The sequence below is a fragment of the Microbacterium keratanolyticum genome, from assembly GCF_016907255.1.
GTDB classification, from domain to species: domain Bacteria; phylum Actinomycetota; class Actinomycetes; order Actinomycetales; family Microbacteriaceae; genus Microbacterium; species Microbacterium keratanolyticum.
This window is the reverse complement of the sequence record NZ_JAFBBQ010000001.1, coordinates 1,912,832-1,938,371: the sequence shown is the minus strand read 5'-3', so window position 1 is coordinate 1,938,371 and position 25,540 is coordinate 1,912,832. Positions and strand designations below refer to the sequence as shown.

24 protein-coding genes are annotated in these 25,540 nt (G+C 68.3%); 9 read left to right on the top strand and 15 right to left on the bottom strand.

Annotation, left to right across the window (positions count from 1 at the left end; all coding sequences use genetic code 11):
- The first annotated feature begins 174 nt into the window (after positions 1-174).
- Genes JOD62_RS09265 through JOD62_RS09255 form a run of 3 tightly spaced genes read left to right on the top strand, consistent with a single transcriptional unit; the run spans position 175 to position 1,609 of the window.
- Positions 175-780: a hypothetical protein gene (locus tag JOD62_RS09265; RefSeq protein ID WP_204939010.1), complete on the top strand. Its 606-nt coding sequence runs from the start codon at positions 175-177 to the stop codon at positions 778-780.
- Positions 780-1,385 (top strand): hypothetical protein, encoded by a 606-nt coding sequence (locus JOD62_RS09260; RefSeq protein WP_204939009.1) that lies wholly within the window; start codon positions 780-782, stop codon positions 1,383-1,385. Before JOD62_RS09265 ends, JOD62_RS09260 begins: the two co-directional genes overlap by 1 nt.
- Positions 1,382-1,609 (top strand): helix-turn-helix domain-containing protein, encoded by a 228-nt coding sequence (locus JOD62_RS09255; RefSeq protein WP_204939008.1) that lies wholly within the window; start codon positions 1,382-1,384, stop codon positions 1,607-1,609. Before JOD62_RS09260 ends, JOD62_RS09255 begins: the two co-directional genes overlap by 4 nt.
- 108 nt (positions 1,610-1,717) lie before the next feature.
- Here the strand turns inward: JOD62_RS09255 and JOD62_RS09250 are convergent, their stop codons facing one another.
- Positions 1,718-2,485, bottom strand: a complete 768-nt coding sequence (locus JOD62_RS09250) for an SDR family NAD(P)-dependent oxidoreductase (RefSeq protein ID WP_204939007.1) — start codon at positions 2,483-2,485, stop codon at positions 1,718-1,720.
- Positions 2,486-2,651: 166 nt separating this feature from the next.
- Between JOD62_RS09250 and JOD62_RS09245 the strand changes: the two genes are divergently transcribed.
- Positions 2,652-4,097 (top strand): dicarboxylate/amino acid:cation symporter, encoded by a 1,446-nt coding sequence (locus JOD62_RS09245; protein WP_204939006.1) that lies wholly within the window; start codon positions 2,652-2,654, stop codon positions 4,095-4,097.
- Between the two features lie 61 nt (positions 4,098-4,158).
- On the opposite strand, the gene JOD62_RS09240 is transcribed toward JOD62_RS09245, so the two are convergent.
- Complete coding sequence (locus JOD62_RS09240) at positions 4,159-4,452, bottom strand: MerR family transcriptional regulator (protein ID WP_204939005.1); 294 nt, start codon at positions 4,450-4,452, stop codon at positions 4,159-4,161.
- A 152-nt stretch (positions 4,453-4,604) separates the two neighbouring features.
- Between JOD62_RS09240 and JOD62_RS09235 the strand changes: the two genes are divergently transcribed.
- Both JOD62_RS09235 and JOD62_RS09230 read left to right on the top strand, forming a co-directional pair.
- Positions 4,605-5,027, top strand: coding sequence for an Hsp20/alpha crystallin family protein (locus JOD62_RS09235; protein ID WP_204939004.1), 423 nt, complete (start codon positions 4,605-4,607; stop codon positions 5,025-5,027).
- Positions 5,028-5,060: 33 nt separating this feature from the next.
- Positions 5,061-5,273: a DUF2795 domain-containing protein gene (locus JOD62_RS09230; protein WP_204939003.1), complete on the top strand. Its 213-nt coding sequence runs from the start codon at positions 5,061-5,063 to the stop codon at positions 5,271-5,273.
- 65 nt (positions 5,274-5,338) lie between these two features.
- On the opposite strand, the gene JOD62_RS09225 is transcribed toward JOD62_RS09230, so the two are convergent.
- Together JOD62_RS09225 and JOD62_RS09220 are read right to left on the bottom strand one after the other, a co-directional pair.
- Positions 5,339-5,974: a phosphoribosyltransferase gene (locus tag JOD62_RS09225; protein WP_204939002.1), complete on the bottom strand. Its 636-nt coding sequence runs from the start codon at positions 5,972-5,974 to the stop codon at positions 5,339-5,341.
- Between the two features lie 45 nt (positions 5,975-6,019).
- On the bottom strand, positions 6,020-7,729 hold the full coding sequence (locus JOD62_RS09220; protein ID WP_204939001.1) for a cation:proton antiporter: 1,710 nt from the start codon (positions 7,727-7,729) through the stop codon (positions 6,020-6,022).
- A gap of 62 nt (positions 7,730-7,791) precedes the next feature.
- On the opposite strand from JOD62_RS09220, the gene JOD62_RS09215 reads away from it, so the two are divergent.
- Positions 7,792-8,835, top strand: coding sequence for an LLM class flavin-dependent oxidoreductase (locus tag JOD62_RS09215; RefSeq protein ID WP_204939000.1), 1,044 nt, complete (start codon positions 7,792-7,794; stop codon positions 8,833-8,835).
- Positions 8,836-8,961: 126 nt separating this feature from the next.
- Here the strand turns inward: JOD62_RS09215 and pheA are convergent, their stop codons facing one another.
- Complete coding sequence (pheA, locus tag JOD62_RS09210) at positions 8,962-9,954, bottom strand: prephenate dehydratase (protein WP_204938999.1); 993 nt, start codon at positions 9,952-9,954, stop codon at positions 8,962-8,964.
- 26 nt (positions 9,955-9,980) lie between these two features.
- Here pheA and pgm point away from each other — a divergent pair, with 26 nt between their 5' ends.
- On the top strand, positions 9,981-11,624 hold the full coding sequence (pgm, locus tag JOD62_RS09205; RefSeq protein ID WP_204938998.1) for a phosphoglucomutase (alpha-D-glucose-1,6-bisphosphate-dependent): 1,644 nt from the start codon (positions 9,981-9,983) through the stop codon (positions 11,622-11,624).
- A 154-nt stretch (positions 11,625-11,778) separates the two neighbouring features.
- Here the strand turns inward: pgm and JOD62_RS09200 are convergent, their stop codons facing one another.
- From JOD62_RS09200 to JOD62_RS09170, 7 genes are all read right to left on the bottom strand, one after another.
- Positions 11,779-12,891 (bottom strand): glycerate kinase, encoded by a 1,113-nt coding sequence (locus JOD62_RS09200; protein ID WP_204938997.1) that lies wholly within the window; start codon positions 12,889-12,891, stop codon positions 11,779-11,781.
- Positions 12,888-13,967, bottom strand: coding sequence for a LacI family DNA-binding transcriptional regulator (locus JOD62_RS09195; protein ID WP_204938996.1), 1,080 nt, complete (start codon positions 13,965-13,967; stop codon positions 12,888-12,890). Before JOD62_RS09195 ends, JOD62_RS09200 begins: the two co-directional genes overlap by 4 nt.
- Positions 13,968-14,009: 42 nt before the next feature.
- Complete coding sequence (locus tag JOD62_RS09190) at positions 14,010-14,786, bottom strand: sugar phosphate isomerase/epimerase family protein (protein ID WP_204938995.1); 777 nt, start codon at positions 14,784-14,786, stop codon at positions 14,010-14,012.
- Between the two features lie 34 nt (positions 14,787-14,820).
- Positions 14,821-15,687, bottom strand: a complete 867-nt coding sequence (locus JOD62_RS09185; RefSeq protein WP_204938994.1) for a sugar phosphate isomerase/epimerase family protein — start codon at positions 15,685-15,687, stop codon at positions 14,821-14,823.
- Positions 15,684-16,856 carry a dihydrodipicolinate synthase family protein gene (locus JOD62_RS09180; protein ID WP_204938993.1) on the bottom strand — a complete coding sequence of 391 codons (1,173 nt, stop codon included), beginning with the start codon at positions 16,854-16,856 and terminating at the stop codon, positions 15,684-15,686. The genes JOD62_RS09185 and JOD62_RS09180 overlap by 4 nt, the downstream gene beginning before the upstream one ends.
- Before the next feature lie 4 nt (positions 16,857-16,860).
- Complete coding sequence (locus JOD62_RS09175) at positions 16,861-18,024, bottom strand: Gfo/Idh/MocA family protein (protein ID WP_204938992.1); 1,164 nt, start codon at positions 18,022-18,024, stop codon at positions 16,861-16,863.
- A gap of 175 nt (positions 18,025-18,199) precedes the next feature.
- On the bottom strand, positions 18,200-20,146 hold the full coding sequence (locus tag JOD62_RS09170) for a DUF2264 domain-containing protein (RefSeq protein WP_204938991.1): 1,947 nt from the start codon (positions 20,144-20,146) through the stop codon (positions 18,200-18,202).
- A gap of 108 nt (positions 20,147-20,254) precedes the next feature.
- On the opposite strand from JOD62_RS09170, the gene JOD62_RS09165 reads away from it, so the two are divergent.
- Positions 20,255-21,688, top strand: a complete 1,434-nt coding sequence (locus tag JOD62_RS09165; protein ID WP_204938990.1) for a sulfatase family protein — start codon at positions 20,255-20,257, stop codon at positions 21,686-21,688.
- A 9-nt stretch (positions 21,689-21,697) separates the two neighbouring features.
- Here the strand turns inward: JOD62_RS09165 and JOD62_RS09160 are convergent, their stop codons facing one another.
- From JOD62_RS09160 to JOD62_RS09150, 3 genes are read right to left on the bottom strand one after another with little or no spacing between them, the layout of a single operon-like run.
- Positions 21,698-23,083, bottom strand: coding sequence for a sulfatase family protein (locus JOD62_RS09160; RefSeq protein ID WP_204938989.1), 1,386 nt, complete (start codon positions 23,081-23,083; stop codon positions 21,698-21,700).
- 2 nt (positions 23,084-23,085) lie between these two features.
- On the bottom strand, positions 23,086-24,540 hold the full coding sequence (locus tag JOD62_RS09155; RefSeq protein WP_271171495.1) for a sulfatase family protein: 1,455 nt from the start codon (positions 24,538-24,540) through the stop codon (positions 23,086-23,088).
- A complete protein-coding gene (locus JOD62_RS09150) occupies positions 24,537-25,535 on the bottom strand; it encodes a Gfo/Idh/MocA family protein (RefSeq protein ID WP_204938987.1) in 999 nt (332 codons plus the stop codon). The genes JOD62_RS09155 and JOD62_RS09150 overlap by 4 nt, the downstream gene beginning before the upstream one ends.
- Positions 25,536-25,540: the final 5 nt, after the last annotated feature.

Genomic DNA, 25,540 nt, shown 5'->3' with positions numbered 1-25,540 from the left:
CCTGTACATCGAGAGTAACGACCAGCGCCACCAGGTATGCCCGTGTTCGCCGTCGGCATAGCAGGGCCCACGGTCGTCGCACGCGGCGAACGAGACGAGACACTTGACGCCGCTTATCGAAAGTCGTTATGTTAACGCTCATCGATAACAACGACAATCGATAAAGGACCGAGAATGACCAGCCAGCAGACAGCCCTCACGCGGGGCGACCGGATCGCCCTCTTCGCCTTCGTCGCCGCAGGCGCGGCGATCGCCGCTGGGAGCGCGATCACCGCCATCGCGCGCATCATCGAGATCGCACGCGGCACCGATGTGCCGGTGCTCGTCGAGTTCACGGGCCAGAACGCGACGATCGCCCACTCAGGCGGAAACCTCGACCTCGCGATCGAGCAGGGTGTCGTCCTCGCCGACAGTCTCGACCCGATCGCGATCGTGCCCGGGATCCTCGGTCAGCTCACCTTCCTCCTCACGATTCTCACGATCGTCGCGACACTCGTCCTCCTCAGCCGCAACATCCTGCGCGGCAGGGTGTTCAGCCGTGGCAACACGCGCCTCGTGATGATCGCGGGGGTCGGAGGGCTCGCGGGCTTCTCGCTCGCGAAGTTCTTCGACACGATGCTCGCCAACGCTGCGATCGCCGAGGCAGCCCCCGGCCTCGACAATCTCGTGATGACGATCGCGCCGTTCACGCTGATCCTCGGCGCATTCGCGATCGCCGCCGTCGGCACCGCCTTCACCGTCGGTGACCGCCTCCAGCGCGACACGGAAGGACTTGTCTGATGAACACCGCTCCCGCCCCGACCCGTGCCCAGCGTTCGGCGACGGCCGACTTCGTCACCGTGATCTTGTTCGCCATCGCGGCGGGCATCGGAACGATCATCACGACCACGCTTCGACTCTTCGACATGTTCCGCCCGGATGGGTTCGCCTGGCGTCTGCACATCGATGAACTGCCGGTCGACACGAGTTTCGGCGCAGCGCTCACGGATTCCGTGCTCGTCGTCTCCCCTGACGTCAACGCGGTGTCGATGGCGTCGGGCGCAGTATCCGGAATCATCGCGGGCCTTGCCGCCCTGACGGTGACCGCCGCCGTCGCCTTCGTGGCGTGGCGTTTCCTCCGCGGAGGCTTCTTCGTGACCGCGACCGCACGGGCGTTCGACGTGATCGGATGGACACTGCTCATCGGGGGCGTCGGAGTGATGAGCTTCGACACCCTCGCCCGAAACGGCGTGCTCGCCGCGGTCGGCATCGAGGGTGAGCCGATTCATCCCACCGAGTTCGCGGCCTTCGCGCCCGTCTGGGCGATCGCCGTTGCCGTCGGCCTGCTCGGACACGCGTTCCGCCGTGGCATCCGGTTGCAGAAGGAAACCGAGGGCCTCGTATGACTCCCGCGGCAGAAGAAGAGGAAACCGGCATCCACTGCCGTCTCGACGAATTGCTCGCCGAGCGCGGCATGACACTCACCGAGCTGAGCGCACGGGTCGGCGTCAGCATCGTGAACCTCTCGGTGCTGAAGAACGACCGCGCCCGGGCCATCCGGTATTCGACCCTCCGCGCGATCTGCGATGCGCTCGGGTGCGAGGTCGGCGAGCTGCTCGTTCTCTCCTGACGCGGCGACACCTCCGCGAGAAACCACTTTCAGCGCGAGACACGTGTTCTGCCGTGGTTTCTCGCGGCGTTTGTGGTTTCTCGCAGGACACCAGCCTCCGGCTGAGACTCAGAACAGCGTGTAGCCACCGTCAACGACGAGCACGGAGCCGGTCATGAAGCTGGATGCCTCGCTGGCGAGGAACACGGCGACCGCGCCGAGCTCCTCAGGTGTCCCCCAGCGCTTCATCGCGGCAGGCTCGACGCAAGACGCGTAGTACTCGGGCTGATCGACCGGGGACGCCTCGGTGAGGATGTACCCCGGCGCCATCGCATTCACCCGGATGCTGTGCGCAGCCCACTCCGCAGCGAGGGCCTTCGTCAGCTGATGCACCGCGGCCTTCGAGGCCAGGTATGCCGGCTGCCAGCGCGGCTGGTTGACGATCATGGCCGACATCGAGCCGATGTTCACGATCGTGCCGCCACCGCGTTCGGCCATGCGACGACCGACGGCGCGGCTGCAGCGCCAGACACCGTTGAGGTTGGTGTCGAGGGTCTGCGTCCAGACGTCGTCATCGATCTCGAGCGCCGCACCGCCGATGGAGATGCCCGCGTTGTTGATCAGTACGTCGATCGGGCCGAGCGCGACCTCAACCTCCGCAACGGCGGACTCGACACTGTCGGCGTCCGTCACGTCGAGGGCAACGCCGAGGGCCGTGTGGCCTTCCGCGGTGAGTTCGGCGGCAGCATCCTGAGCCGCCTGAGCCGTGCGCGCAGTGATCGCGACCGCAGCCCCCGCCTCGGCGAGCGCCTGCGCGATGCCGCGTCCGATCCCTCGGTTGCCGCCCGTGACGAGCGCCACCCGGCCCTCGAGGGAGAACTTCTGCATGACCGACATCGCGCCCACTCTCTGTTGACCAGCCCTCAGTATGCCGTCAGCCGCCGGAGTGTCACGCGGCGTCACACTCGGTGTCACGCGGCGTCACACCATTCACGGGAATGAATGACGGTGTCTAGCGTTGAACTCCACGGCGCGCACCCGGCGCGCATCGACGGGAGTCCCCTTGAGCACCACCACCGCCCGCGCCGCCAAGGCGCCCGACACGCGCAGCCCCATCCGCAAGCTGCTGACGTCGTTCGGCTTCCAGATCCTCGCCGCGCTCGTGCTCGGCATCGCCGCCGGCCTCATCGGCCGCCAGATCTCCGTCGACGGTGCGCCGACCGTGCTGTCCGACACGCTCGACAAGATCGGCTCGTCGTACGTCACGATCCTGCGTGCCGCTGTCGTTCCGCTGATCTTCACCGCGATCGTCGCGAGCATCTCGAACCTGCGCCGCGTGCAGAACGCCGCTCGCCTCGCAGGCCAGACGCTGCTGTGGTTCGCGATCACCGCGTTCATCGCCGTGTCGATCGGTATCGCCCTCGGCCTCATCATCCAGCCGGGCGCTCGCGCCGGAGAAGGCCTCGAAGCGCCCGCAGAGCCCTCGCGCGTCGGCTCGTGGTGGGACTTCCTGCTCGGCCTCATCCCGCAGAACTTCCTCGGCATCACGGTCAGCACCTATCCGGGCGCTGCTGAGGGCACGTTCTCGTCGAGCGTTGGCTTCAACATCCTCCAGGTCATCGTCGTCGCGACCGTCATCGGCATCGCCGCCCTCAAGGCCGGCAAGAAGGCCGAGCCGTTCCTGGCCTTCACCGAGTCGCTGCTCAAGGTCATCCAGCGCGTGCTGTGGTGGATCATCCGCCTCGCCCCGCTCGGTACCTTCGGCCTCATCGGATCGGCCGTCATCAAGTACGGCTGGGACAAGCTGGTCGGTCTCGCCTGGTTCGCGATCGCGATCTACGTCGGTCTCGCGCTCGTGCTGTTCGTGGTCTACCCGATTCTCGTGAAGACGCACGGCCTCTCGATCAAGCAGTACTTCTCGGGTGTGTGGCCCGCCGTGCAGCTCGCCTTCGTGAGCCGCTCGTCGATCGGCACGCTGCCCCTGACCGAGCGCGTCACCGAGCGCAACCTCGGTGTGCCCCGCGCCTACGCATCCTTCGCCGTGCCGTTCGGCGCGACGACCAAGATGGACGGCTGCGCCGCGATCTACCCGGCCATCGCCGCGATCTTCGTCGCACAGTTCTTCGGCATCGAGCTGAACTTCGTGCAGTACCTGCTGATCGTGATCGTCTCGGTCGTCGGTTCCGCCGCAACCGCCGGCACCACGGGCGCGATCGTCATGCTCACGCTGACGCTGTCGACCCTGGGCCTGCCCCTTGAGGGTGTCGGTCTGCTGCTCGCGATCGACCCGATCCTCGACATGGGCCGCACCGCGGTCAACGTCGCAGGTCAGGCGCTCATCCCGACGATCGTCGCCAAGCGCGAGGGCATCCTCGATGAGGAGCTCTACAACGCTCCCCGTGAGGGCCTGCCGTTCGCCGACGACTCTGGCGACGACAGCAACGAGGACGACAGCACGGCCCCGGATGCTGCACCCGAGGCATCCGCGGAGCCCGCTCCCGCCCGCTGATACCGAGCACTCCCGTCAAGACCCCGCACTGCGTTGCAGTGCGGGGTCGTTTCTTCTCTGTTCACTCTGCGGCGTCGGCGCGGGCGTCGAGTTCGCGCCGCAGATCCGCGTTCTCGTCTTCGAGGTCGATCACACGGTTGATCCCCGCGAGATTCACACCGGCATCGCGCAGCCCCGCGACCCGACGCAGCCGCTCCAGATCGTCTTCGCTGTAGCGGCGCGTGCCCCCCTCACTCCGATATGGGTTCAGCAGCCCATGGCGCTCGTAGAGACGGAGCGTGGGTTCAGGCACGCCGGCGAGCTGCGCCGCGACGGCGATTCCGTACAGCGGGGTTCCCGGGTCATGACTCGCCACAGCATCTCCTTCATCGTTCTCGTCGATCTTCCCAAACCCTGTTGAACTTTTCCACGCATTTGGGTATAAAAAATCTACAGCGCCGGATGCAGGTTTCCCACCGACGGAGATGACGCATCCGGGATCGCACCCCTATACGAGAGGAGAACACCATGGCAATGACACTCGACCCGATCAGTCAGCTCGACCGCTTCGCCGCGAGCGTGCTCGACTCCGTCCGCACACCCCGCACCATGCCCGTCGACCTCTGTCGCGACGGTGACCGCTATCTGCTCCATGCCGACATCCCCGGCGCCGACCCCGGATCCATCGACGTCGACATCGACGGATCGCAGCTGTCGATCCGGGCACAGCGCACCGCCGGCAACGGCGAAGGCATGCGTTGGATCACTCGCGAGCGCAGCGACGGCGCTTATCTGCGCCAGTTCACGCTTGGCGATGGCGTCGACGTCGATCACATCTCGGCGTCGTACGAGAGCGGAGTGCTCACCGTCGTCATCCCGGTCAGCGAGCGTGCGAAGCCACGCAAGATCCGCGTCGACAATCTTGAGGATCGACAGGCGATCGACGCCTGACCCGCCCCTCATCAGAGAACGGAAGGACCGAAAATGACGACCTCACCCTCTCTTCAGCGGTTCCTCCTCACCATGGAGTACCCCGCGACGAAGGACGATCTCCTCCGCGAGGCGCGCCGTGACGAACTCGCACCCGCCGACTGCTCGGCGCTGGAGGCGCTCCCCGAACGCAGCTTCAGCGCCAGCTGGCAGGTGAGTCTCGCATTGCGCGAGCCGGCGGAAGCCGCCGTGCTTCTCGCGGCCTGATCCGAGGAAGTCCGAAGGGGATCGGATGTCAGGACTCCTCGTCCTGACATCCGATCCCCTTGTGTTCAGCGACCGGCGCGCAGCAGTCGCCCGACCTCCGCATCCTCGACCTGACGGAAGTCGAGATAGTGCATCCCCACTGCCATGAATCCGGGCGGCTCGTGCAGGCAGATGATCTCGTCCGCCACCTCACGAAGGTCGCGGATCACCGATGGCGCACCAACAGGCACCGCAAGCACGACGGATGCTGCGCCGCGAAGTCGTGCGACCGCGCACCCCGCCCGGGCGGTGGCTCCCGTGGCCACCCCGTCGTCCACGATGATCGCCCTGCGCCCCGCCAGTGGAACCGGCGGCCGTGCGCCCCGGAATCGGTCGACGCGTCGTGTGACCTCGGACCGCTCCCGAGCGATCACCCCCTGCAGCGTGGTCTCGTCGATGCGCGCCGCGGCGATCACATCGTCGTTCAACACCGTCGCACCCTCCTCGCCGACCGCGCCCATCGCCAGCTCCGAATGCCACGGCACACCCAGCTTCCGCACGACGAGCACATCCAGCGGCATCCCGAGTCGTGCGGCGATGACGGCCGCGACAGGGACGCCTCCGCGAGGCAAAGCCAGCACGACGGCATCCGGCCTCGCCTGCTCAGTCAGCCGGTCGGCAAGCAGACGCCCCGCTTCGTCGCGATCACGGAATCTGTCCACTGCGCTCACCTCGTACTCCAGGCCTACTCCGGAGCAGACGCGGCGTCAACGGGAATAGCGAGTAGCGGCGCGCGCATCCAGCGCGAGCTCTTCCGCATCCATCGCGGCGATCAGCTCATGCATGACCTCTTCGCTCAGCGTGCCGGCGTCGCGTTCCTCCAGCAGCAGTGCACGCCGCACCGACAGCCATCCCTTCATCAGAGGAAGGAACTGCTCGTATCCGATCTGGGCCGGCGCAGCATCCGGGGCGACAGCGTCGGCATCCGATTCGAACTTCACCAGTCGCTTCGCGAACGCGTCGAAGGTGCGAAGCTGTTCCTCGCCATACTCGGCGGCCCAGCGGGTGCGCGCCTCCCTCAGATACGCCTTGCCGACCTCGCGGCTGCGAGCGCGCACGGCCGCGATCTGCCGCTCATCCTCCTTCGCCTCCACGTCGTCGACGACCTCCAGCCGACGGATCATCCAGGGCAGCGTCAGGCCCTGCAGCAGCAGGGTGCCCACCGTGACAACGAAGGCGACCACGACGATCGCATGCTCCGCGTTGGGATCCAGGCCCGCCAGGTCAGCGGCGGCGAGCGCCGTGGCAAGTGTGACGACACCGCGCATTCCCGCCCACGAGATCACCGCATTGTCTTTCCACGACAGCGCCGACTCCGCGACACGAGCCTTCAGCTGCTGCTCCGTGCGCGCACGGTGACCGCGCTTGGCCGGACGCTCGCGCTCTTCCGGCACAGTGCCGCGATGCTTCTCCCACCTCCGCACCTTCTGCCGCAGCCACCACTGCCCCCAGGCATGCGCCGGGTACACGAACAGCGGTCGGACGATCAGCACGACCAGCAGTACCCCGATCGCCAGTACGATGACCTCTCCGACCGCGCCGTCGTTGAGATCCGCCAGCACACGAGGCAGCTGGAGGCCGATGTACGCGAAGACGAAGGACTCGAGCAGGAAGTCAGCCGACAGCCACAGCGGCGCCTCCTGCTGACGCGTCAGATAGTCGGTGCGCGGAGCGTTGTAGCCGACGAACAGGCCCATCGCGACGACCGCGAGCACGCCCGATCCGAGCAGGTGCTCCGCGATGCCGTAGGCACCGAAGGGAGCCAGCAGACCGAACGTGCCGTTGACGACCGGATCGCTGACCCTCATCCGCAGCTGATGCAGCACGATCCCGAAGACCACACCGACCGCGACGCCGACGACGACCGCAACGAGGAACTGCCAGATCGACTCCCAGAGGACGAACGACGCCGCGCCGACGATCACGCCCGCGAAGACCCGGTACATCGTGAGCGATGTCGCGTCGTTGATGAGACTCTCCCCCGACAACACGGTCATCACGCGTCGAGGCAGGCCGAGCTTGCGTCCGATAGCGGCGGCGGAGACCGCATCCGGCGGCGCGACGATCGCGCCCAGCAGGAGGGCACCGGGCAGAGTGAGCGACGGCATCAGCCACCAGGCGACGAACCCGACGGCGACCGCCGTGACGACGACAAGCCCGATTCCCAGACGTCGGATCTGGGGAAGGCTGCGCGAGAAGCTGACGAACGACACATCCAGCGCCGCCGAGTACAGCAGCGGCGGCAGCACGATGTTCAACAGCACATGCCCGTCGATCGTGATCTCAGGCACGAAGGGAAGGAAGGATGCCGCGAGCGCAACGATCGTCACGAGCAGCGGAGCGGGCCACCCTCTCCAGCGCGCGATCGCCGCGACAGCGACAGCACCGACGACGATGTAGAAGAAGGCGGCATCCATGCGGCAAGAGTACGCGGCCGACCGCGGGAATTGATGCGGCGCCGGGGCGGTTGCTCTCAGGGATGACTGCTCTCTCACTCTCTGTTCTCGACCTCGTCCCGGTGCGCACCGGGCAGACCAGCGCGCAGGCGGTGGCCGCATCGCTCGCGTTGGCGCAGAAGGCGGATGCTCTGGGCTACCGCCGCTACTGGTTCGCCGAGCACCACAACATGCCGGCCGTCGCCTCCACGGCACCACCCGTGCTGATCGCGGCCGCCGCCATGCGCACCTCTCGCATCCGTGTCGGCTCCGGTGGCGTCATGCTGCCGAACCATGCACCGCTCATCGTCGCCGAGCAGTTCGCCGCGCTTGAAGCACTCGCGCCCGGACGCATCGATCTCGGCATCGGACGCGCCCCCGGCAGCGATCCGGTCATCACCCAGCTCCTGCGCGCCTCGGGAACCGCCGGCGACGTGGAGCGATTCCCCTCGCACGTGCAGGACATCGGACTCATGCTGCAGCCGGACGGCGCGACCGTGCAGTTCACGAGCGGCGGCGAGTACTCGGTGCACGCGACGCCCGCCGCATCAGAGGCTCCCACGATCTGGCTGCTCGGGTCGAGTGACTACTCCGCGCAGTTGGCGGCCGCGCACGGCCTGCCGTACGTCTTTGCGAACCACTTCTCCGGCGCCGGGCTCGAACGCGCGCTGGATCTGTACCGCAGCGGGTACCGGCCCAGCGAGCAGCATCCCGAGCCGCGCACCTTCCTCACCGCGAACGCTGTCGCCGCCCCGACGCGCGACGAAGCCGAGGCACGCGCGCTGCCGCAGCTGCGCACGATGGTGCGTCTGCGTCGAGGCCTCCCGCTCACTCCTCTGGAGACTGTCGAGCAGGCGCAGGCGGGCGTTGCCGCCGCGGATGCTGCCGCAGATCCGACAACTCTCGCTGCCGCGGGGACCGGATGGTTCATCGGAACCGGCGCGGAGGTGCGTACGGAGCTCGAAGCCTTCGCCGCGCGCCATGGCGTCGACGAGATCATGATCTCGCCGGTGGCGGGGGCCTTCGCCACAGAGTCGCTGGAGACCTCGATCGGGCGCCAGCAGACGCTGGAACTGCTGGCGAGCTGATCCGACCCCGCGGGACGGATGGCGGGAGCCGCAGACAGTTTCCGCGGTCGCCGCTCGCCTTCAGGCCGCCCGGCGAGCGATCTCCCGCCATCCGTGCCGGAGCGGGTCAGCGCCGGAAGGCGACCCTCAGGCCTCGGGCTCGCCGCTGAGCAGGCCGCGGATCCAGTCGCGGGCTTCGACGAAGATGTCGTCCGCATAGCGTTCGGGGTACTGCACGATGCGGCGGTCGGCACGCGGGTACGAGCCGAGGAACACCACCCGCGGGCTGAACCGGCGGATGCCGAGAAGTGCGTCGTACATGCGCTCGTCGTGAATGTGCCCGTCGGCGTCGATGACGAAGCGGTAGCGTCCGAGCTCGTCGCCGATGGGACGCGATTGGATGGCCGAGAGGTTGATGCCCCGGGTGGAGAACTGCTCCAGCATCTCGAGCAGCGCACCGGGCTGGTCGACGGGCAGCTCGATGATGAGCGAGGTCTTGTCGGCGCCGGTGGGCGCGGGCGGCACCGTCGTCGGCGTGACGAGCACGAAGCGGGTCACGGCGTTGTCGTTGTCGCCGATCTGCTCCGCGAGAACCTCCACGTCCTGGTGCTGCACGACACCGGGTGCCGCGATCGCGGCCTGTGCGGGCAGCGATCCATCGAGCACTCCGAGCGCCGAGGCGACATTGCTCGCCGCGGGGACATGCGCGTGACGCGGAAGGTGCTCGCCGAGCCATCCGTGGCACTGCGCGTAGGCGACGGGATGCGCGGCAACGACCTGCACATCTTCGAGCCGGATGCCGGGGCGCCCCACGAGCACGAAGTTCACCGCGACGAGGTACTCCCCCGCGATGCGCAGGCCGGGAAGGGTCGCGAGTGCATCGAGCGTGGTGGACACGCCGCCTTCGATCGAGTTCTCGATCGCGATCATCGCGGCGTCGCTGCGGCCTTCGAGCACGTCGGCGAGCGCTTCGCCCACGTTGTGCACGGGGTTCCAGACCTGGCCGCGAGCTTCGGGCACCTGTGCCAGAGCCGCTTCCGTGAAGGTGCCCGCAGGGCCGAGGTAGCTGTAGGTGCGGCGTTCAGTCACGGCGTTCAGCCTATCGGCGGATGCCACGTGAGGACGCACGAGATGCGACATGCAGATGCGAGGGGCACACTAGAACCATGACGAGCCGCGCTGGCCTCCCCGCTGAGGCGTCTGATCTGATCGATGTCGACGAACTGATCGCCGCCTACTACGACCGCGTGCCGAATCCCGCAGTCTCCGCAGAGCGCGTCGCCTTCGGCACGAGCGGGCACCGCGGTTCCTCGCTGTCGGGCAGCTTCAACGAGCAGCACATCCTCGCGACCACGCAGGCGATCGTCGACTACCGCCGCACGCAGGGGATCACCGGCCCCGTCTTCCTCGGCCGCGACACGCATGCGCTCTCACGCCCCGCAGAGCGCAGCGCCATCGAGGTGCTCATCGCGAACGGCGTCGAGGTACTCGTCGACTCGCGCGACGCATGGGTCCCGACGCCGGCACTGAGCCACGCGATCCTCACCTTCAACCGCGCACTTGCGCCGGATGCTGCGGGCCGCGCGGACGGCATCGTCGTGACGCCCTCACACAACCCGCCCCGTGACGGCGGATTCAAGTACAACCCGCCGCACGGCGGCCCTGCCGACACGGATGCCACGGGCTGGATCGCCACCCGCGCGAATGAACTCATCGAGGCGGGCCTCGACGGCGTGCAGCGGGTGCGCTTCGCCGACATCAACCGCGAGCGCATCGGCTCCTACGACTTCCGCGACAGCTATGTGCGCGATCTGCCGTCGATCATCGACATCGATGCGATCAAGCGCTCCGGGATCCGCATCGGCGCCGACCCCATGGGTGGCGCCGCGGTGGAGTACTGGGCGCGCATCGGCGAGCTGTTCGGCCTGGAGCTCACAGTCGTGAACCCCGAGGTCGATCCGACCTGGCGGTTCATGACCCTGGACTGGGACGAGAAGATTCGCATGGATCCGTCCTCGGTGCACGCGATGGCATCGCTGGTGGCGAAGAAGGGCTCGTTCGACGTGCTCGTCGGCAACGATGCGGACGCCGACCGCCACGGCATCGTCACCCCCGACGCCGGCCTCATGAACCCGAACCACTATCTCGCGGTCGCGATCGACTACCTCTTCGCGCACCGTCCGGGCTGGGCGCGGGACGCAGCGATCGGCAAGACCCTTGTGTCGTCGATGATCATCGACCGCGTCGCCGAGTCGCTGGGTCGACGTCTGCTGGAGGTTCCCGTGGGCTTCAAGTGGTTCGTCCCGGGCCTGCTCGACGGCACGGTCGCGTTCGGCGGCGAGGAGTCCGCCGGCGCCTCGTTCCTGCGCATGGACGGCACGCCCTGGTCGACCGACAAGGACGGCATCCTGCTGTGTCTGCTTGCCGCTGAGATCACCGCGGTGACCGGCAAGAGCCCTTCCGAGCGCTACCGCGAACTGGAAGCGGCGTTCGGATCATCCGTCTACCAGCGCATCGACGCACCGGCGACACCGGAGCAGAAGGCGACGCTCGGCAAGTTGGCTCCGGATGCTGTCAGCGCGACCGAGCTCGCCGGCGAGCCGATCATCGCGAAGCTGTCGCACGCTCCCGGCAACGGTGCGGCGATCGGGGGGCTGAAGGTGCAGACCGAGCACGCCTGGTTCGCCGCGCGCCCTTCGGGCACGGAAGACGTCTACAAGCTGTACGCCGAGAGCCTTCTCGGCCCGGAGCACCTCGCGCAGGTGCAGGACGAGGCGCGGGCGGTCGTCAGCGCGGCGCTCGGGGGCTGAGCGCGCGGCCGGCGACCCGGCCCTCGTCTCCCGGCCCGGGCTTCCGTCGGCCCCAGCTCCCGCGCGCGGCCCGCGAAAAACCACATTCCGCGCGAGAAACCACGGCGGGATGTGTTTCTCGTGCAGGAAGTGGTTTCTCGCTGAGGGGCGGACGTCAGCGCGCGAGGTGCTGGCGGGCCAGGATCTCTCCGGCCTCGTGCAGGTAGTGCGCGGGGTCGGCCATCGCCGCGTCGGAGCTGCCTGCCAGCACGGTCAATGAGACCACGGAGGTGAACCCCGTGGCATCCGCGCTCTCGGCGATGCGACCGGCGACCAGCGCGACCGGCACACCGTGTGCCTGCGCCCGTTCGGCGACGAGCGACGGCACCTTGCCCTCGGAGGACTGTCCATCGAAGGAGCCCTCGCCGGTGACGACGAGATCGGCCTCCGCGATCGCCTCGTCGAGGCGGATGAGTGCGGCGACCTCGGGAGCTCCGGAGACGAGCTGCGCACCCCAGGCGTGCAGAGCGAGTCCGGCACCGCCGGCGGCGCCGGTGCGAGGCGTGGCCGGTTCCACGCCCAGAAGCTTCGCCAGACGCACGAGCGCCGCATCGACGGCGGCAATGTCGGCGGCATCGCTGAGCCCCTTCTGCGGGCCGAAGACCGCGGCGGCCCCGGCGGGCCCCACGAGCGGACTCAGCACGTCCGTCAGTACGAGCACCTCGATCGGCGAGCGGAGGCCAGAGAGGTCGACGCGGGCGAGGTCGGCGAGGCCCCGGGCGCCGCGGGCGATCGGCTGACCTTCGACGTCGAGGAACTGCGCGCCGAGTGCCGCCAGCAGACCGGTTCCGCCGTCGGTCGACGCGCTCGATCCGATCCCGAGCACGAGCCGAGAGACACCGTGATCGAGAGCTGCGGCGATCGCCTGCCCGAACCCCGTCGTGTCGGCGTCCCACGGACGCAGTTCGTCGAGCAGCTCGATCCCCGAGGTGGATGCCAGGTCGATGACGGCGGTTCCCGCTGGCGCATCCGGTGTCGCAGGGAGCAGGAGCCAGGATGTCTCGACGCGACGACCCGCGGGGCCGTCGACCGTCACAGGGATGAGCCGCGCATCCGGCACCGCGCTCGCGAACGCCGAGACCGTGCCTTCGCCACCGTCCGCCATCGGTCTCGGAACGACATCGATCGACGGATCGACACCGTGGATGCCTGCCGTGAGCGCCGCAGAGGCATCCGCCGCCGTGATGGAGCCCTTGAAGCTGTCGAGGGCGAGGACGATGCGGGTCATGCAGACTCCTGTGCGGCGGGGTGGGGTGGTGTGCTCTCGCGCACGACGACGTCCAGTGCCAAGTACCCGGGAGTCCAGTCCTCGTCCACGACCGCGCGGAACGCTTCGTGTCCGACATCACTCAGAGGGACGTGCACCGTGGTGAGCGTCGGCGTGACGTCGCTGCTCGACGGGACATCATCGAAGCCGCAGACCGCGATGTCGTGGCCGATCTCGCGTCCGGCAGCGCGGATGGCCGACATCGCACCGATTGCCACCACGTCACTCAGCGCGAAGACGAGGGTGCCCGCCTCGACGCCGTCCTGCAGGGCGGCGGACATCATCTCCGCACCGGACTCCTGCCGGAAGTCGCCTCGGTACACCCGGTCGACGACGCCGTCGCGGTCCGCGAATCCGCGCCGGAAGCCCGCGAGACGCTCATCCGAGGTATGCACGCCGTCGGCGGCTGCGAGAGCGATCGCGCGACGGTAGCCGAGCGCGGCCATCTGGCGTCCGAGCATCTCCGCGCCGCCCCGGTTGTCGATCTCGATACCGCGCGTGTCCGGCCCCGCCGCACCGAGGACGACGACGCGTCCGCCCGTGCGCGCGAACTCGGCGATCTCGTGCCGGGTGTCGCTTTCGGATGCCTCGGCGGCGCGGGATGCGGCAAGGATGAGCCCCTTGGGGCGCTGGCCTCGCAAGGCGCGCAGAGTGCGCGCCTCCCGGGCAGGATCGCGCTCGGTGACGGAGATGGTGACGATGAGTCCGTGCTCATCTGCACCTCGGGCCACCCCGCTCGCGATGAGACCGAAGTAGGGGTCGGCGATGTCCGCGACGAGGAGTGCGATGACGGGCGAGGTGCCGCGGGCGATGGCCTGCGCGGAGACGTTCGTCGAGTAGCCGAGTTCTGCAGCAGCCCGCTCGACGCGCTCGCGGTAGGAATCCGCGACCTTGCGGGTCGATCCATTGAGCACGCGGGAAGCTGTCGCGAGCGAGACACCCGCCGCTCGGGCGACGTCCTCGAGTGTCGGGAGTCCGGTCGTCTCCGGCGCCCGTCGCGTTGGTGCCGGTGGTGCGGAGGGGTCAGGCCGGGTCATGTTCCGACCCTATCCGGCGCCACGCCTGGAGCTTCGGTCGCGTCACTCGGCCGCGCCCGCGTTCAGGCCGCAGCCGAGATAGTCGCGGAGCGTCTGGGCTTCGCGTGCAAGCACGTCGATGTCGTCGTCGGGGACGAATTCGAGCAGGGCGTCGCGAGGCGCCCTGTCGACGAGAGACACCTCGTGCACGAACGCGCGCCACAGACTCTCCCGCGCCGAGAGGGGAAGCCGCTCGATCGTCGGCCACCAGGAGAAGACGTGCACGGCATCCACTCGGGATTCGAGCGTGCGATAGGCCGCGAGCGCGACGTCGTCCGGAGCGCCGACGTCGGGCTGCCAGTACGTGCTCAACGCGGGCACGCGCTGCAGCAGCCATTCGGTCGTCTCGACCGTGTCGGTGAGCGTGCGCGCATGGTATTCGAGGGCGAGGCGGATGCCGCGCTGCGCGGCTGCCTCAGCCGCGTCCTGCAGCCGATCGGCGAGGGCGTCGCGCTCTGCGACGCTGACATCCTTCGAGGCGGTGCGCCCCGCCCAGATCCGGACGCGATCGACACCCAGCGCCTCTGCGCTGTCGAGCACGGGAGCGAGTTCGTCGGACGGCGTCGCCCGATAGTACGAACCGTACGAGCAGGAGAGCAGCCCGGCGGAGCGGGTCGCTGTCGCAACCCGCTCCGCCGTGCGGACGTCTCCGGGCGGCACGTGCACGTCACCGCCCCATTCGATGACCTCGAGCTTCGCCGCGGCGGCGGCCTCGATGATCTGCTCGGGCGTGTGCGCGCGGAAGGTCACCGAGCACAGGCCGGGTCGGATCGTGGTCATCGTGTCACTCTCTCACGTCGTGTGTGGCCGGTTCCTAGCGCAGCACCGGCGACACGGTCCGCGCGAACGACTCGATCGTCTCGCGCACGACGACGTCGGCGGGGCGGCTCCAGATGTCAGCGTTGAAGATTTCGACCTCGATGTCGCGGTCGTATCCGGTCGCGATCACCGCACGAGTCAGCGCGGTGAAGTCGATCACGCCATCGCCCATGTAGTGCCGTGACAGCAGCACGTCGGCAGGCAGCGGGGTCGCCCAGTCGCACACCTGATAGGTGGCGATGCGACCTTCGCGCCCTGCGCGGGCGATCTGCTCCTCGACCTGCGGATCCCACCAGATGTGGAAGGTGTCGACGGCTGCACCGACGACCTCAGGGGCGAAGTCCGCGGCGATGTCGAGCGCCTGGCTGAGGGTCGAGACAACGCAGCGGTCGGACGAGAACATCGGATGCAGCGGCTCGATCGCGAGCGTCACGCCGGCGCTCTGGGCATACGGTGCGAGCGTGCCGAGCGCGTCGCGCACGCGCTCTCGTGCGCCGACGATGTCGCGCGAGCCCTCAGGAAGGCCGCCGGCGACGAGCACCAGCACAGCGGTCGATCCCTCTGCACCCGCGGCGGCCAGCGCCGCGGTCTCGTCGATCGCACGACGGTTGTCGTCGAGTGCGGCATCCCGCGCCGCCCCCGCGGGGAGAGTGAAGAAGCCTCCACGGCAGTGCGTCGTGAACCGCAGACCGGAGTCGGCGAGCATCTTCGTCGCGACATCGAGTCCGACCTCGTTCACCGGTTCGCGCCACAGGCCGATCGCCTCGACGCCGGCGTCTGCGGTCACCCGCAGGGCCGTGGCGAGATCGGCGTACTTGATGGTCGCCTGGTTGATCGACAGGCGAGGATCCACGGCGCTCATGCGTCGATCCCGTTCAGGCGCAGCATCCCGTGCCAGCGCTCGCGCGCGAGCTCCGGAACTTCGAGGGCGAGCGAGGCGTTGGCCAACTCGATGATGCGACTCAGGTGCGGCAGGTTGCGTGCGGAGTGCAGGCCGCCCACCATCTGGAACGCGGGCTGGTGCCCGTTGAGCCAGGCGAGGAACGCGACACCCGTCTTGTAGTAGAAGGTGGGTGCGGCGAACACCTGCCGGCTGAGCTCTTCGGTCGGGCCGAGGATCTCGAGGTAGCGCGCGGGATCGCCGGCATCCAGCGCCTGGATCGCCGCGGAGGCGACCGGCGTGATCGCCGCGAAAGCACCGAGCAAGGCATCCGAGTGGCTTTCATCCTGACCGACGGTGTCGCCGCCGATGAGTCCGACGTAGTTGAAGTCGTCGCCGGTGAACATGCGCACTCCCTCGGGGAGGCGCTCGCGCACCGAGATCTCGCTCTCGGCGTTGAGCAGGCTCATCTTCACGCCCGCGATCTTCGACGGGTTCTCGTTGATGATGTCGAGCAGAACCGCCGAGGCCGTCTGCCAATCATCCGCGCCGAAGTATCCCGCGAGCTCCGGGTCGAACGCCGTGCCGAGCCAGTGCAGCACGACCGGAGTCGTCGCGCTGGCCAACACCTCGCGGTACACGCGGCGGTAGTCGTCGGCGCTCTGCGCGGTGCGCGCCAGGTGACGCGAGGCCATGAGCACCGGCCCCGCACCCTGCTCCTCGGTGAAATGCAGCTGCCCCTTGTAGGCATCGATGACCTGGTCGAGCGAGATGTGCGTCTCGTCCACCTGATCCGTGTTGACGCCGACGACAACGGATCCGCCCTCCTCACGGGCGACCTCGGCGCTGCGCGCGATCAGTTCGCGCGTCGCGGCGGCATCCAGACCCATGTTCCGCTGCGCGGTATCCATGGCATCGGCGACGCCGAGACCCCAGGAGTACACATTGCGGCGGAACGCGAGCGTGGCATCCCAGTCGATGTCGGCGGGCTGACCCGGGGTGTTGTCGGCGTGCGTCTTCGGTACGACGTGCGCGGCCGCGTAGGCGACGCGGCTGCGCAGCGGCGACGTCGGGCGCGTGTAGACGCCGGAGTCGTTGAGCGGCACATCCGAGGTGGCCCCGGATGCCGCGAGCAAGCGAAGAGTGGTCATGGGATCAGGCCAGGCTCAGCGGGTTGAGAACGATCTTGCGACCCTCGGCGCTGGAGCTGAGTCCCGCCTCGGCGAACTGCACGCCGCGCGCACCGGCCAGCAGGTCGAAGGCGTAGTCGGTGCCGAGCACGTACGACTCCAGGTACTCCTCCCACTGCTGACGGAAGCCGTTGAGGAAGACGTCGTTCGTGGGCACCTGCTGCCAATCGGCGTCGTAGTCGCGGGTGTCTTCCAGATCGGGATTCCACACCGGCTTGGGCGTCGCGTTGCGCGGCTGGATCTTGCAGCCGAAGAGGCCGACGACGGCCGAGCCGTGCGTGCCGTCGACCTGGAACTCGACGAGCTCGTCGCGGTTCACGCGGACGGTCCAGCTGGAGTTGATCTCGGCGACAATGCCCCCCTCGATCTCGAAGATGCCGTAGGCGGCGTCTTCGGCGGTGGCGTTGTAGTGCTCGCCGTTCTCGTCCCAGCGGTCAGCGATGTGCACGGCGGCCTGGGCGTAGACGCTCTTGACCTCGCCGAACAGGTTCTCCAGCACGTAGTTCCAGTGCGGGAACATGTCCGAGATGATGCCGCCGCCGTCTTCCGTGCGGTAGTTCCAGCTGGGGCGCTGCGCGGGCTGCCAGTCGCCCTCGAAGACCCAGTAGCCGAACTCGCCGCGCACCGAGAGGATGCGTCCGAAGAAGCCGGAGTCGATGAGGCGCTTGAGCTTCTGCAGGCCCGGCAGGTAGAGCTTGTCGTGCACGACACCGGTCTTGATGCCGGCCGCCTTCGCGAGGCTCGCGAGTTCGAGTGCCTCTTCGAGGGACTCGGCCGTGGGCTTCTCGGTGTAGATCGCCTTGCCTGCGGCGATCGCCTTGCGGATCGCCGTGGCGCGCGCCTTGGTGACGAGGAAGTCGGCGTAGATCTCCCACATCGGGTCGGCGAGGGCGGCGTCGAGGTCGGTCGTGTAGTCCTCGATGCCATGCTCTGCGGCGATCTCGGCGAGCTTCTGCTCGTTGCGGCCGACGAGCAGCGGGCGGACGGTCACGCGGCTGCCGTCGGAGAGCACGATGCCGCCCTGGTCGCGGATCGCGAGGATCGAGCGCACGAGGTGCTGGCGGTAGCCCATGCGTCCGGAGACGCCGTTCATGATGATGCCGATCTCGCGGGTCTGGGTGGAAGACATGAGGAGGTCCGTTCTGTGGGGCGGCTGAGCCGCGGGAGGGAGTTCGTCGGATCGATCGCGTCGCGGCGTCGATTCGGGTAAGCGCTTTCCGAGATGGTGTCACAGTTTCTGATGGCGTGCAACAGAGACCCCGAGCAGCACCTGAAGAAATCGCCTGGGACCGGCCCAAAAGAACTCAGGGACGGAAGACCTGCTGTGCGCGACGATCACCGTCGAATCGCTCAGACGCCGCCCATCGGAACACGCGCTTTTCACCGTCGAGACGCAGACGCACATGGTCCTCGGCGACGTGCACGTCGGAGACCTCTGAGCGAATCTCCGCGCCCCCGTTCGCCCCTGCACGCAGCGAGACCGCCCAGGCGATCACGACGTCACCGCGGAGTGGCGACGTGCGCACCCGCGGAAACGCCGCATGGTCGCCCAACGCGGTTCCCTCGGGAGCCTGCTCGATCAGTGCCTCCACCGGGAGAAGCGCAGCCTCCGCAGGGCTGGGTCCCGCCTCCGCGTGCCAGGCTCCGAGCCAGCGGATCACCGATCGCAGTCCCGCCGTGGCGACCGCGGCTTCGCCGGCCGATGAGACACGATCGTGCACATCGAGCGCATCCGCGTCGTCCCACGACACCGCTGCGCCGCTCACCGTCACCGACAGCCCGACAGCGCCGCGAACGCGCGCGAGATACACGGTCGCATCCCCGGTCACGTGTGCGCAGACGGAGGTGTCGACGTGCCGCCCCGCGGCGTCGAGCGCGCGCGTCACCGCTCCGCCACGGGGCGTGACGGTCGCGGTGTCCACAGCCCGGTGCACTGCCCCCTCCACGGTCAGATCGGCGTCGCGCATGCTCTCGCCGCGCACCGGCACCGTCGCCGAGGAGAACAGCAGACGCCGGTAGAGGTGGTCGTCTCGCGTGGGGTGACCGTCGCTGCCGAAGTTGTGCAGCGTGACGAGCCCGTCCCGGCTTTCGATGAACCAACGCGGAGCATGCAACGGCACCCGCACATCCCGCTCCTCCGAGACCATCGGCGCCTCGACATCGGTCCAGACCGCGTCATCGGCCGGGAGGAGCAGCCCGAGGAATCCCTTGCTCGACCAGTAGGGAGAGCCTGATCCGCTGTACGACTGCACGATGTCGCGCGATGCGTTTCGTCGCCAGCCCAGTGAGAGCGCCCCGTCATCGAGCACGCCCTGGTCGGCGAAGTACCGCAGCGTTCCGCTGGCGATCCGCCGCATCCGTGACGGCGGCAGGGACTCCACACCCTCCCAGCGAGCCATCCAGAACGGAGCCGTGATCCCCCAGCGGTAGATGAGCGAGCGCCCCATCAGGATGGGCGCACCGCTCGGCGAGAACAGGTGCTGATAGCCATCGAGGAACGCCGCAAGTCGCCCGCGATACTCCGCCCGTCGGTCATCCAGACGAGAGCCGAGCATGCGGGCGATGAAGAACGGATACCAGTGGAACGCGTAGGCGTTGTAGTAGTCGAAACGCCGACCGTCGCCATCCGTGTACCAGCCGTCGCCGCGATACCAGTCCTCCATGCGGTCGAGCGCGTTCTCGATGAGGGCGCGCCGATCGCCGAAGCCGACGCTTGTCGTGAAGGCGGCGAGCGTCGCGCCGAGCAGCACGTGATTGTTGTCGGCGCACCAGGTGCCCGCCGCCCCGTCGAACCACTCGCAGATGCCGATCTTCGTCGCCTCGTCCAGTGGCTCCCAGAGCTCGGCGCGCGCGACATGCAAGCCGATCGCAACCACGGATGCCTCCACGGTGGGCTGACTGTGATCGGTCAACGGCAACCAGAGGCGACCCGCGACGCCTCGGCGCAGCGCCTCGCGCCAGTACTCCGCGTCCTCCGCCCGCGCCGACGGGTCACCCGCGATCCGCAGCGCCGCGAGCAGGAACACCCGGGCGAACCCTTCGAGTCGATCGACCGGAGCCGACGACGCAGCCGCAGAGAAATCGATCAGCGCACCACCCTCTAGCGCGTGCGCACGTGCGCCGGCGAGCAGCCGATCGGCAGCGGATTCCCAGTGCGCACGCGTGTACCCGGTGAACGGGGACGCGTCAGGGTCGAAGGCGGGCATCCACGGCGTTGCCGTGAGGGCAGAAGCGAGCAGACGAGAGGGCATGTCCCCATCGTCCGCGGAGACGAGCAGAGGATTACAGACCAAAAGTCGTGGAATCCTCTGGTGCGCAGCCGCTTTGATCGAAGAGAGCCCGCCGTACAGAGGAGCCCCATGCCTGCACACCCGCACATCGTCGTCGTCATGGCCGATCAGTTCCGCGCTTCGGCGTTGGGACTTCTCGGAGAGGATCCGGTCAGCACACCCCATCTGGATCGTCTCGCGCGCGAGGGGCGTCTCGTGCGCCATGCCGTCAGCAGCTATCCCGTGTGCAGCCCGCACCGGGCGATGTTCCTCACCGGACTGCGCCCGGTCGACAACGGCGTCACGCTCAACGTCAACTCCGAGACCGGAGCAGACGGCGTCGGCCTGCGCGACGGGCTTCCGACCTGGGCGAGCGTCCTGCGCGCGCACGGATACCGCACGGGCTACATCGGCAAATGGCACCTCGAACCGCCCACCCCCGATGACGAGACGCACGGCGAGGGGCGCCGCCCGGACGGCAAGGTGTGGGACGCCTGGTCGCCGCCCGCGCGTCGGTTCGGGTTCGACTTCTGGTACTCCTACGGTGCCGCTGACCGCCATCTGGCGCCGCACTACTGGCATGGGGATGCAGAACGCGGCGAGCGCATCGATGTCGACCAGTGGTCGGCCGAGCACGAGATCGACATCGCGATCGACTTCATCCGCGGGCACAGCGCGGATGCGTCGCCGTTCGCCCTCATGGTCTCTCTGAACCCTCCGCATCAGCCGTTCGATCAGGTGCCCGAGCAATACCGCGCGCTCTATGCCGACGTCGACGGGGCGGATCTCCTCACGCGCCCTAACGTGCCACACGACGCCGCGCCCGGTTCCGCCGAAGCGGCCGCCGTGGACGAGGCCGCTTCCGTCGCCGCAGACTACTTCGCCGCCGTCTCCGGCGTCGACGCGGAGATCGGCCGGCTTGTCGCCGCACTCGACGACCTCCGGGACGCATCCGACCCGGATTCTCCCGCACCGATCCTGGTGTTCACCTCGGACCACGGCATGCAGCTCGGCAGCCACGGGCTGCTCTACAAGAACGTCGGCTACGAGGAGTCGATGCGCATTCCGCTCATCGTGCACTCCCCCGGGCTGCTGCCGGCGCAGGAGAGCGGCGAGCTGATCGACTCCCTCGGATTCGCACCCACCCTGCTCGGCCTCGCGGGCCTCGCGCACGCGATCCCCCCGCAGATGGTCGGTCAGGACAGTTCCGCGGCCCTCCGCGGAGAGGCCCCGGAATCTGCTGATCCCGCGGCTCTCTACTACCGCTACCCCTCACGCAGCGATCACAGCAGCGCCCGCGGCATCCGCACCCGCATCGACAAGCTGATCACGACGTGGGAGCCGACCACTGGGCTGCGCGTGGAGTACTACGACCTGACGAGCGACCCGTTCGAGGCGCGCAATGCGGCAGACTCCGCCGCGGCGGGTCTGCTCGCGCAACGACTCATCGCCGCGCTCGACGCGACCGACGATGACTTCGAGGGGGCCGACGCTCTTCGAGCTCTCTCCCCCGTCATCTCGTAGCGGAGGTGCTCAGGCGGGTCCGGGTGTCGGCAGTCCGACCTCGGCCCGCCACCGCTGATGCTGCGAGAGCAGGCTCTTGACGATGTCCGGATGCTCCGCGGCGACGTCGTGCTGCTCGCTGCGATCCTTCGCCAGATCGCAGAGCATGAGGCCGTCTCCGGGCTCGGTGTGCTCGACGCTGCGGATGTACGCCGCGGTCGGATCGGCAGCGTCGAACCAGCTGAGCTTCCAGTCGCCGTGGCGCACCGCCCACTGCCATCCGCAGTCCCAGTGCAGCACTCGCTCTTCTGCTTTCGCGCCCTCCAGCACGGCACGGAGATCCCTGCCATCGGTGTCCGGCACCGGCGAGACTGCGGCCGCCGCCGCGAAGGTCGGGGCAAGGTCAAGCGCACTCACGGGGGCGTCGATCGTCACGCCGGGTGCCGAGACCCCGGGCCAGCGCACGAGGAAGGGCACACGGATGCCGCCTTCCCAGAGCGTGTACTTGGAACCACGCAGGGTGCCGTTGTCGCCGTAGTTGCAGTGCGAGCCGCCGTTGTCGGTGAGGTACACGACGATCGTGTCGTCGGCGAGGCCCGCGGCATCGAGCTGGCCGAGGATGCGCCCGATGGCCCGGTCCATGAGCTCGAGCTGGGCGAGGTAGAACGCACGCCCGTCCGGAAGGTTCGGGCTGATCGCGCCGTCGTACCAGTCGAGGTACTCACTCGCCCCCGGGTTCCAGTCGGCGAAGTCCGGCAGGCCGCGGGCTTCCCGCTCCTCGTCCGGAAGCTGCCAGCAGAAGTTGTGCACCGCGTTGAAGGCGACCATCGCGAAGAACGGCTCGTCCTGGTGCCGCTCGACGAAGTCCATCGCGCGATCGGCGATCTCATCCGTCGTGAAGCCGTCGAACTCGGCCGGTTCCGTGCCCGACCAGAAAGGCTGCACGCCCATCGCCTCGGCGGCGTCGCCGTAGGTCTCGACGGACTCGGCGCTGTGGTGTCGATAGTGCAGTCGCCCCATCGACTGGCCAGCCAGCCCGTAGAAGGATTCGTGGAAGCCGTGCCCGGGAGGGGCCCCTCGATCCCTCTCGGTCTCGGTGCCATAGTGCACCTTGCCGAAGTAGCCGGTGGCGTACCCGGCAGCACCGAGCTGCTCGGCGATCGTGTCGACGTCACCGATCTCCGCCGAGTCGAACCAGAGCCCACCCCAGCGCTGTTGATACTGCCCCGCGATGAGGCCCGCGCGGGACGGCGAGCAGATCGGCGCGGTGACATAGGCGTCGGAGAAGGTGACGCCCTCCGCGGCCAGCCGATCAAGAGCGGGGGTGCTGACCCCCGGGGTTCCCAGCGCCGACCGATCCGCGTACCCGTGATCATCCGACACGATCAAGACGATGTTGGGCCGCTTCTGGTTCATGCTCAAGTTCTTCCTTCGGAGTTCTGCGCGAGCGCGCCATCCCACATTGGCATACCGAAAGCGGACTGCGGATCCTCGGCCAGCGGAGCGATCTGCCCGGCTCCCGTCACCGGCAGCAGCGCACCGTCATAGCGCGCATCACCTCGGTGGGTGGCGAACCAGTCGGCCAGTCGTCGCCGCATGTCGGCGACCTCGTCCGCACGTGCGGGATCGTCCACCAGGTTCTCCCGCTCTCCGGGGTCGGCTGCGAGGTCGTAGAACTCATGTGGGCCGTAGGGGAAGCGGTGCACGTACTTGCGATCGGCGGTGCGGATCATCCGCACCGGACCATACTCGTTGTGCACGACGATCTCTGCGTCCGTGTCCCTCCCGGTCTCCCCACGCAGAAGCGGCGCCCGGCTTCGCCCCGGCCCGCTCTCGAAGCGCGTCGGGTCGATGCCGACGAGATCCAGCAGCGTGGGAGCGATGTCGTAGGCGCTCACGAGCGCATCGTCGACGACACCCTCCGGCACGAGACCCGGAGCGCGGAGCACGAACGGCACCATGACCGACTCGTCGTACATGTTGAGCGGGAAGGTGCCGTTGCCCTTGCCCCAGATGCCGTGATGGCCCGCATTGAAGCCGTTGTCGCTCGTGAAGACCACGATCGTCTCTCGGTCGTCCCCCTGCGCGCGGAGCGCATCCAGAATGCGGCCGATCGCGGCATCCATCGCGGTCACCGCCGCGAAGTACCCGATCAGCGCTTCGCGCGCGTCCGGCTCACCGCCGATCGGCCCGCCATCCAGCGTCTGCAACCAGGGATGTGGCGACTCCTGCGGACAGCTCTCGAACGCGCAGTCACGATAGAGGTCGGTGAACCGCTCGGGATGCTGCCCCGCGAACGGCTTGTGCGGTGCCGTGAAGTTCACCGCGAGGAAGAACGGCGCGGATCCGCCCGCCTCCGCCTCGATGAACGAGATCGCATCATCCGCGATGATGTCCGTCAGATAGCCCTCGACCTGCTCGGCCACGCCGTCGCGATACATGAGCGCGCGGTCGTAGCTGCTGCCACCTCCGTGGAGCGCGAACCAGTGCACGAAGCCGCGACGCGGCACATCACTCGAACCAAGATGCCATTTGCCGCTGAGGCCGAGGCGATACCCGGCGTCCGCAAGCGCATCCGTGAACGTGGGGATTCCGCCGAGATAGTCGGCACTGTCCGGTCCCGCATGCGCCCCGTCGAGGTAATCGTGCACCCCGTGCTGCGAGGGAACCCGCCCCGTCAGCAGCGATGCCCTCGCCGGAGAGCAGACCGGCGATGCGCAGAAGAAACGAGAGAGGCGGATGCCCTGGTCCGCGAGCGCATCGATCACAGGGGTCTGGATCTCGGCGTTGCCCGCCGCTCCCAAGGCCCAGGGGCCCTGGTCGTCGCTCATGACGAAGACGATGTGGGGAGGCCGCCGTGTCTCCTGGGTCACGCCGGCACCTCTGCGCGGAGAGGAATCTGCAGCGAGCGCTGCGCGGCGGCGGACTCGTAGCTGGCGAGAACGAGCTCGACGACGTGCCGTGCGTGTTCGAGCGGCACCGCAGGGGCGTCGCCGTCGATCACACCGAGGAAGTCCGCGAGTTGCGCGGTGAAGGCCTGCTGGATGTCGCCGGCATCCGGGTCGCGCACGACGCGGGTGTGTCCGTCGACGCGGACCAGAGTCCCCACGCGCGGGTCTGCCTCGATCACTCCTCGCTCGCACACGATCGCCAGCAGGTCACTGCGCGCGGGCGGATCGCTCACGACGGCGATCGTCACGCCGACACCGTTGGCCAGGCGCAGCGCGATCGTGCCATCCGTCTCGACCGGAACACCGAAGCGCTGCGCCACGCTGGCGCTCACCTCGACCGCCGGCGCGCCGCCGAACCAGAGCGCGCGATCCAGGCAGTGCCCTCCGATGTTGATGAGCGCGCCGCCACCCGCGATCGGTCGGGAGAAGAACCACTCCGGACGGGTTCCGGGACGATAGTCAGTGCTGCGCTGGTCGCGGATCATCACGACCTCGCCGAGTTCGCCCTGCTCCAGAAGGGCGCGCGCCGCGACCTTGTCGGGAAGGAAATGCTGGATGTGGCCGACGGCCAGCTTCACCCCGGCAGCGGCCGTCTCCTCCTGCATGAGGTCGCAGTCGGCGAGGCTCGTCGCCATCGGCTTCTCCACGAGAACGTGCTTGCCCGCGCGCGCCGCGTCGATCGCCATGGGCAGGTGCAGCGCATGCGGAGTGTTCACGATGACCGCATCGACATCGTCACTCTCGACGAGCGCCCGGTAGTCCGTGAAGAACTGCACGCCTTCGACGTCCTTCGCGGCGCGCGCCGCGGCGGATTCATCGAGATCGCAGATCGCCGTGAAGCGCGCGCCGGGCAGCGCCAGCGCGGCCTCGACGTGGTACTTGGCGACTGCCCCGGCGCCAATCAGTCCGATACGCATGAAAC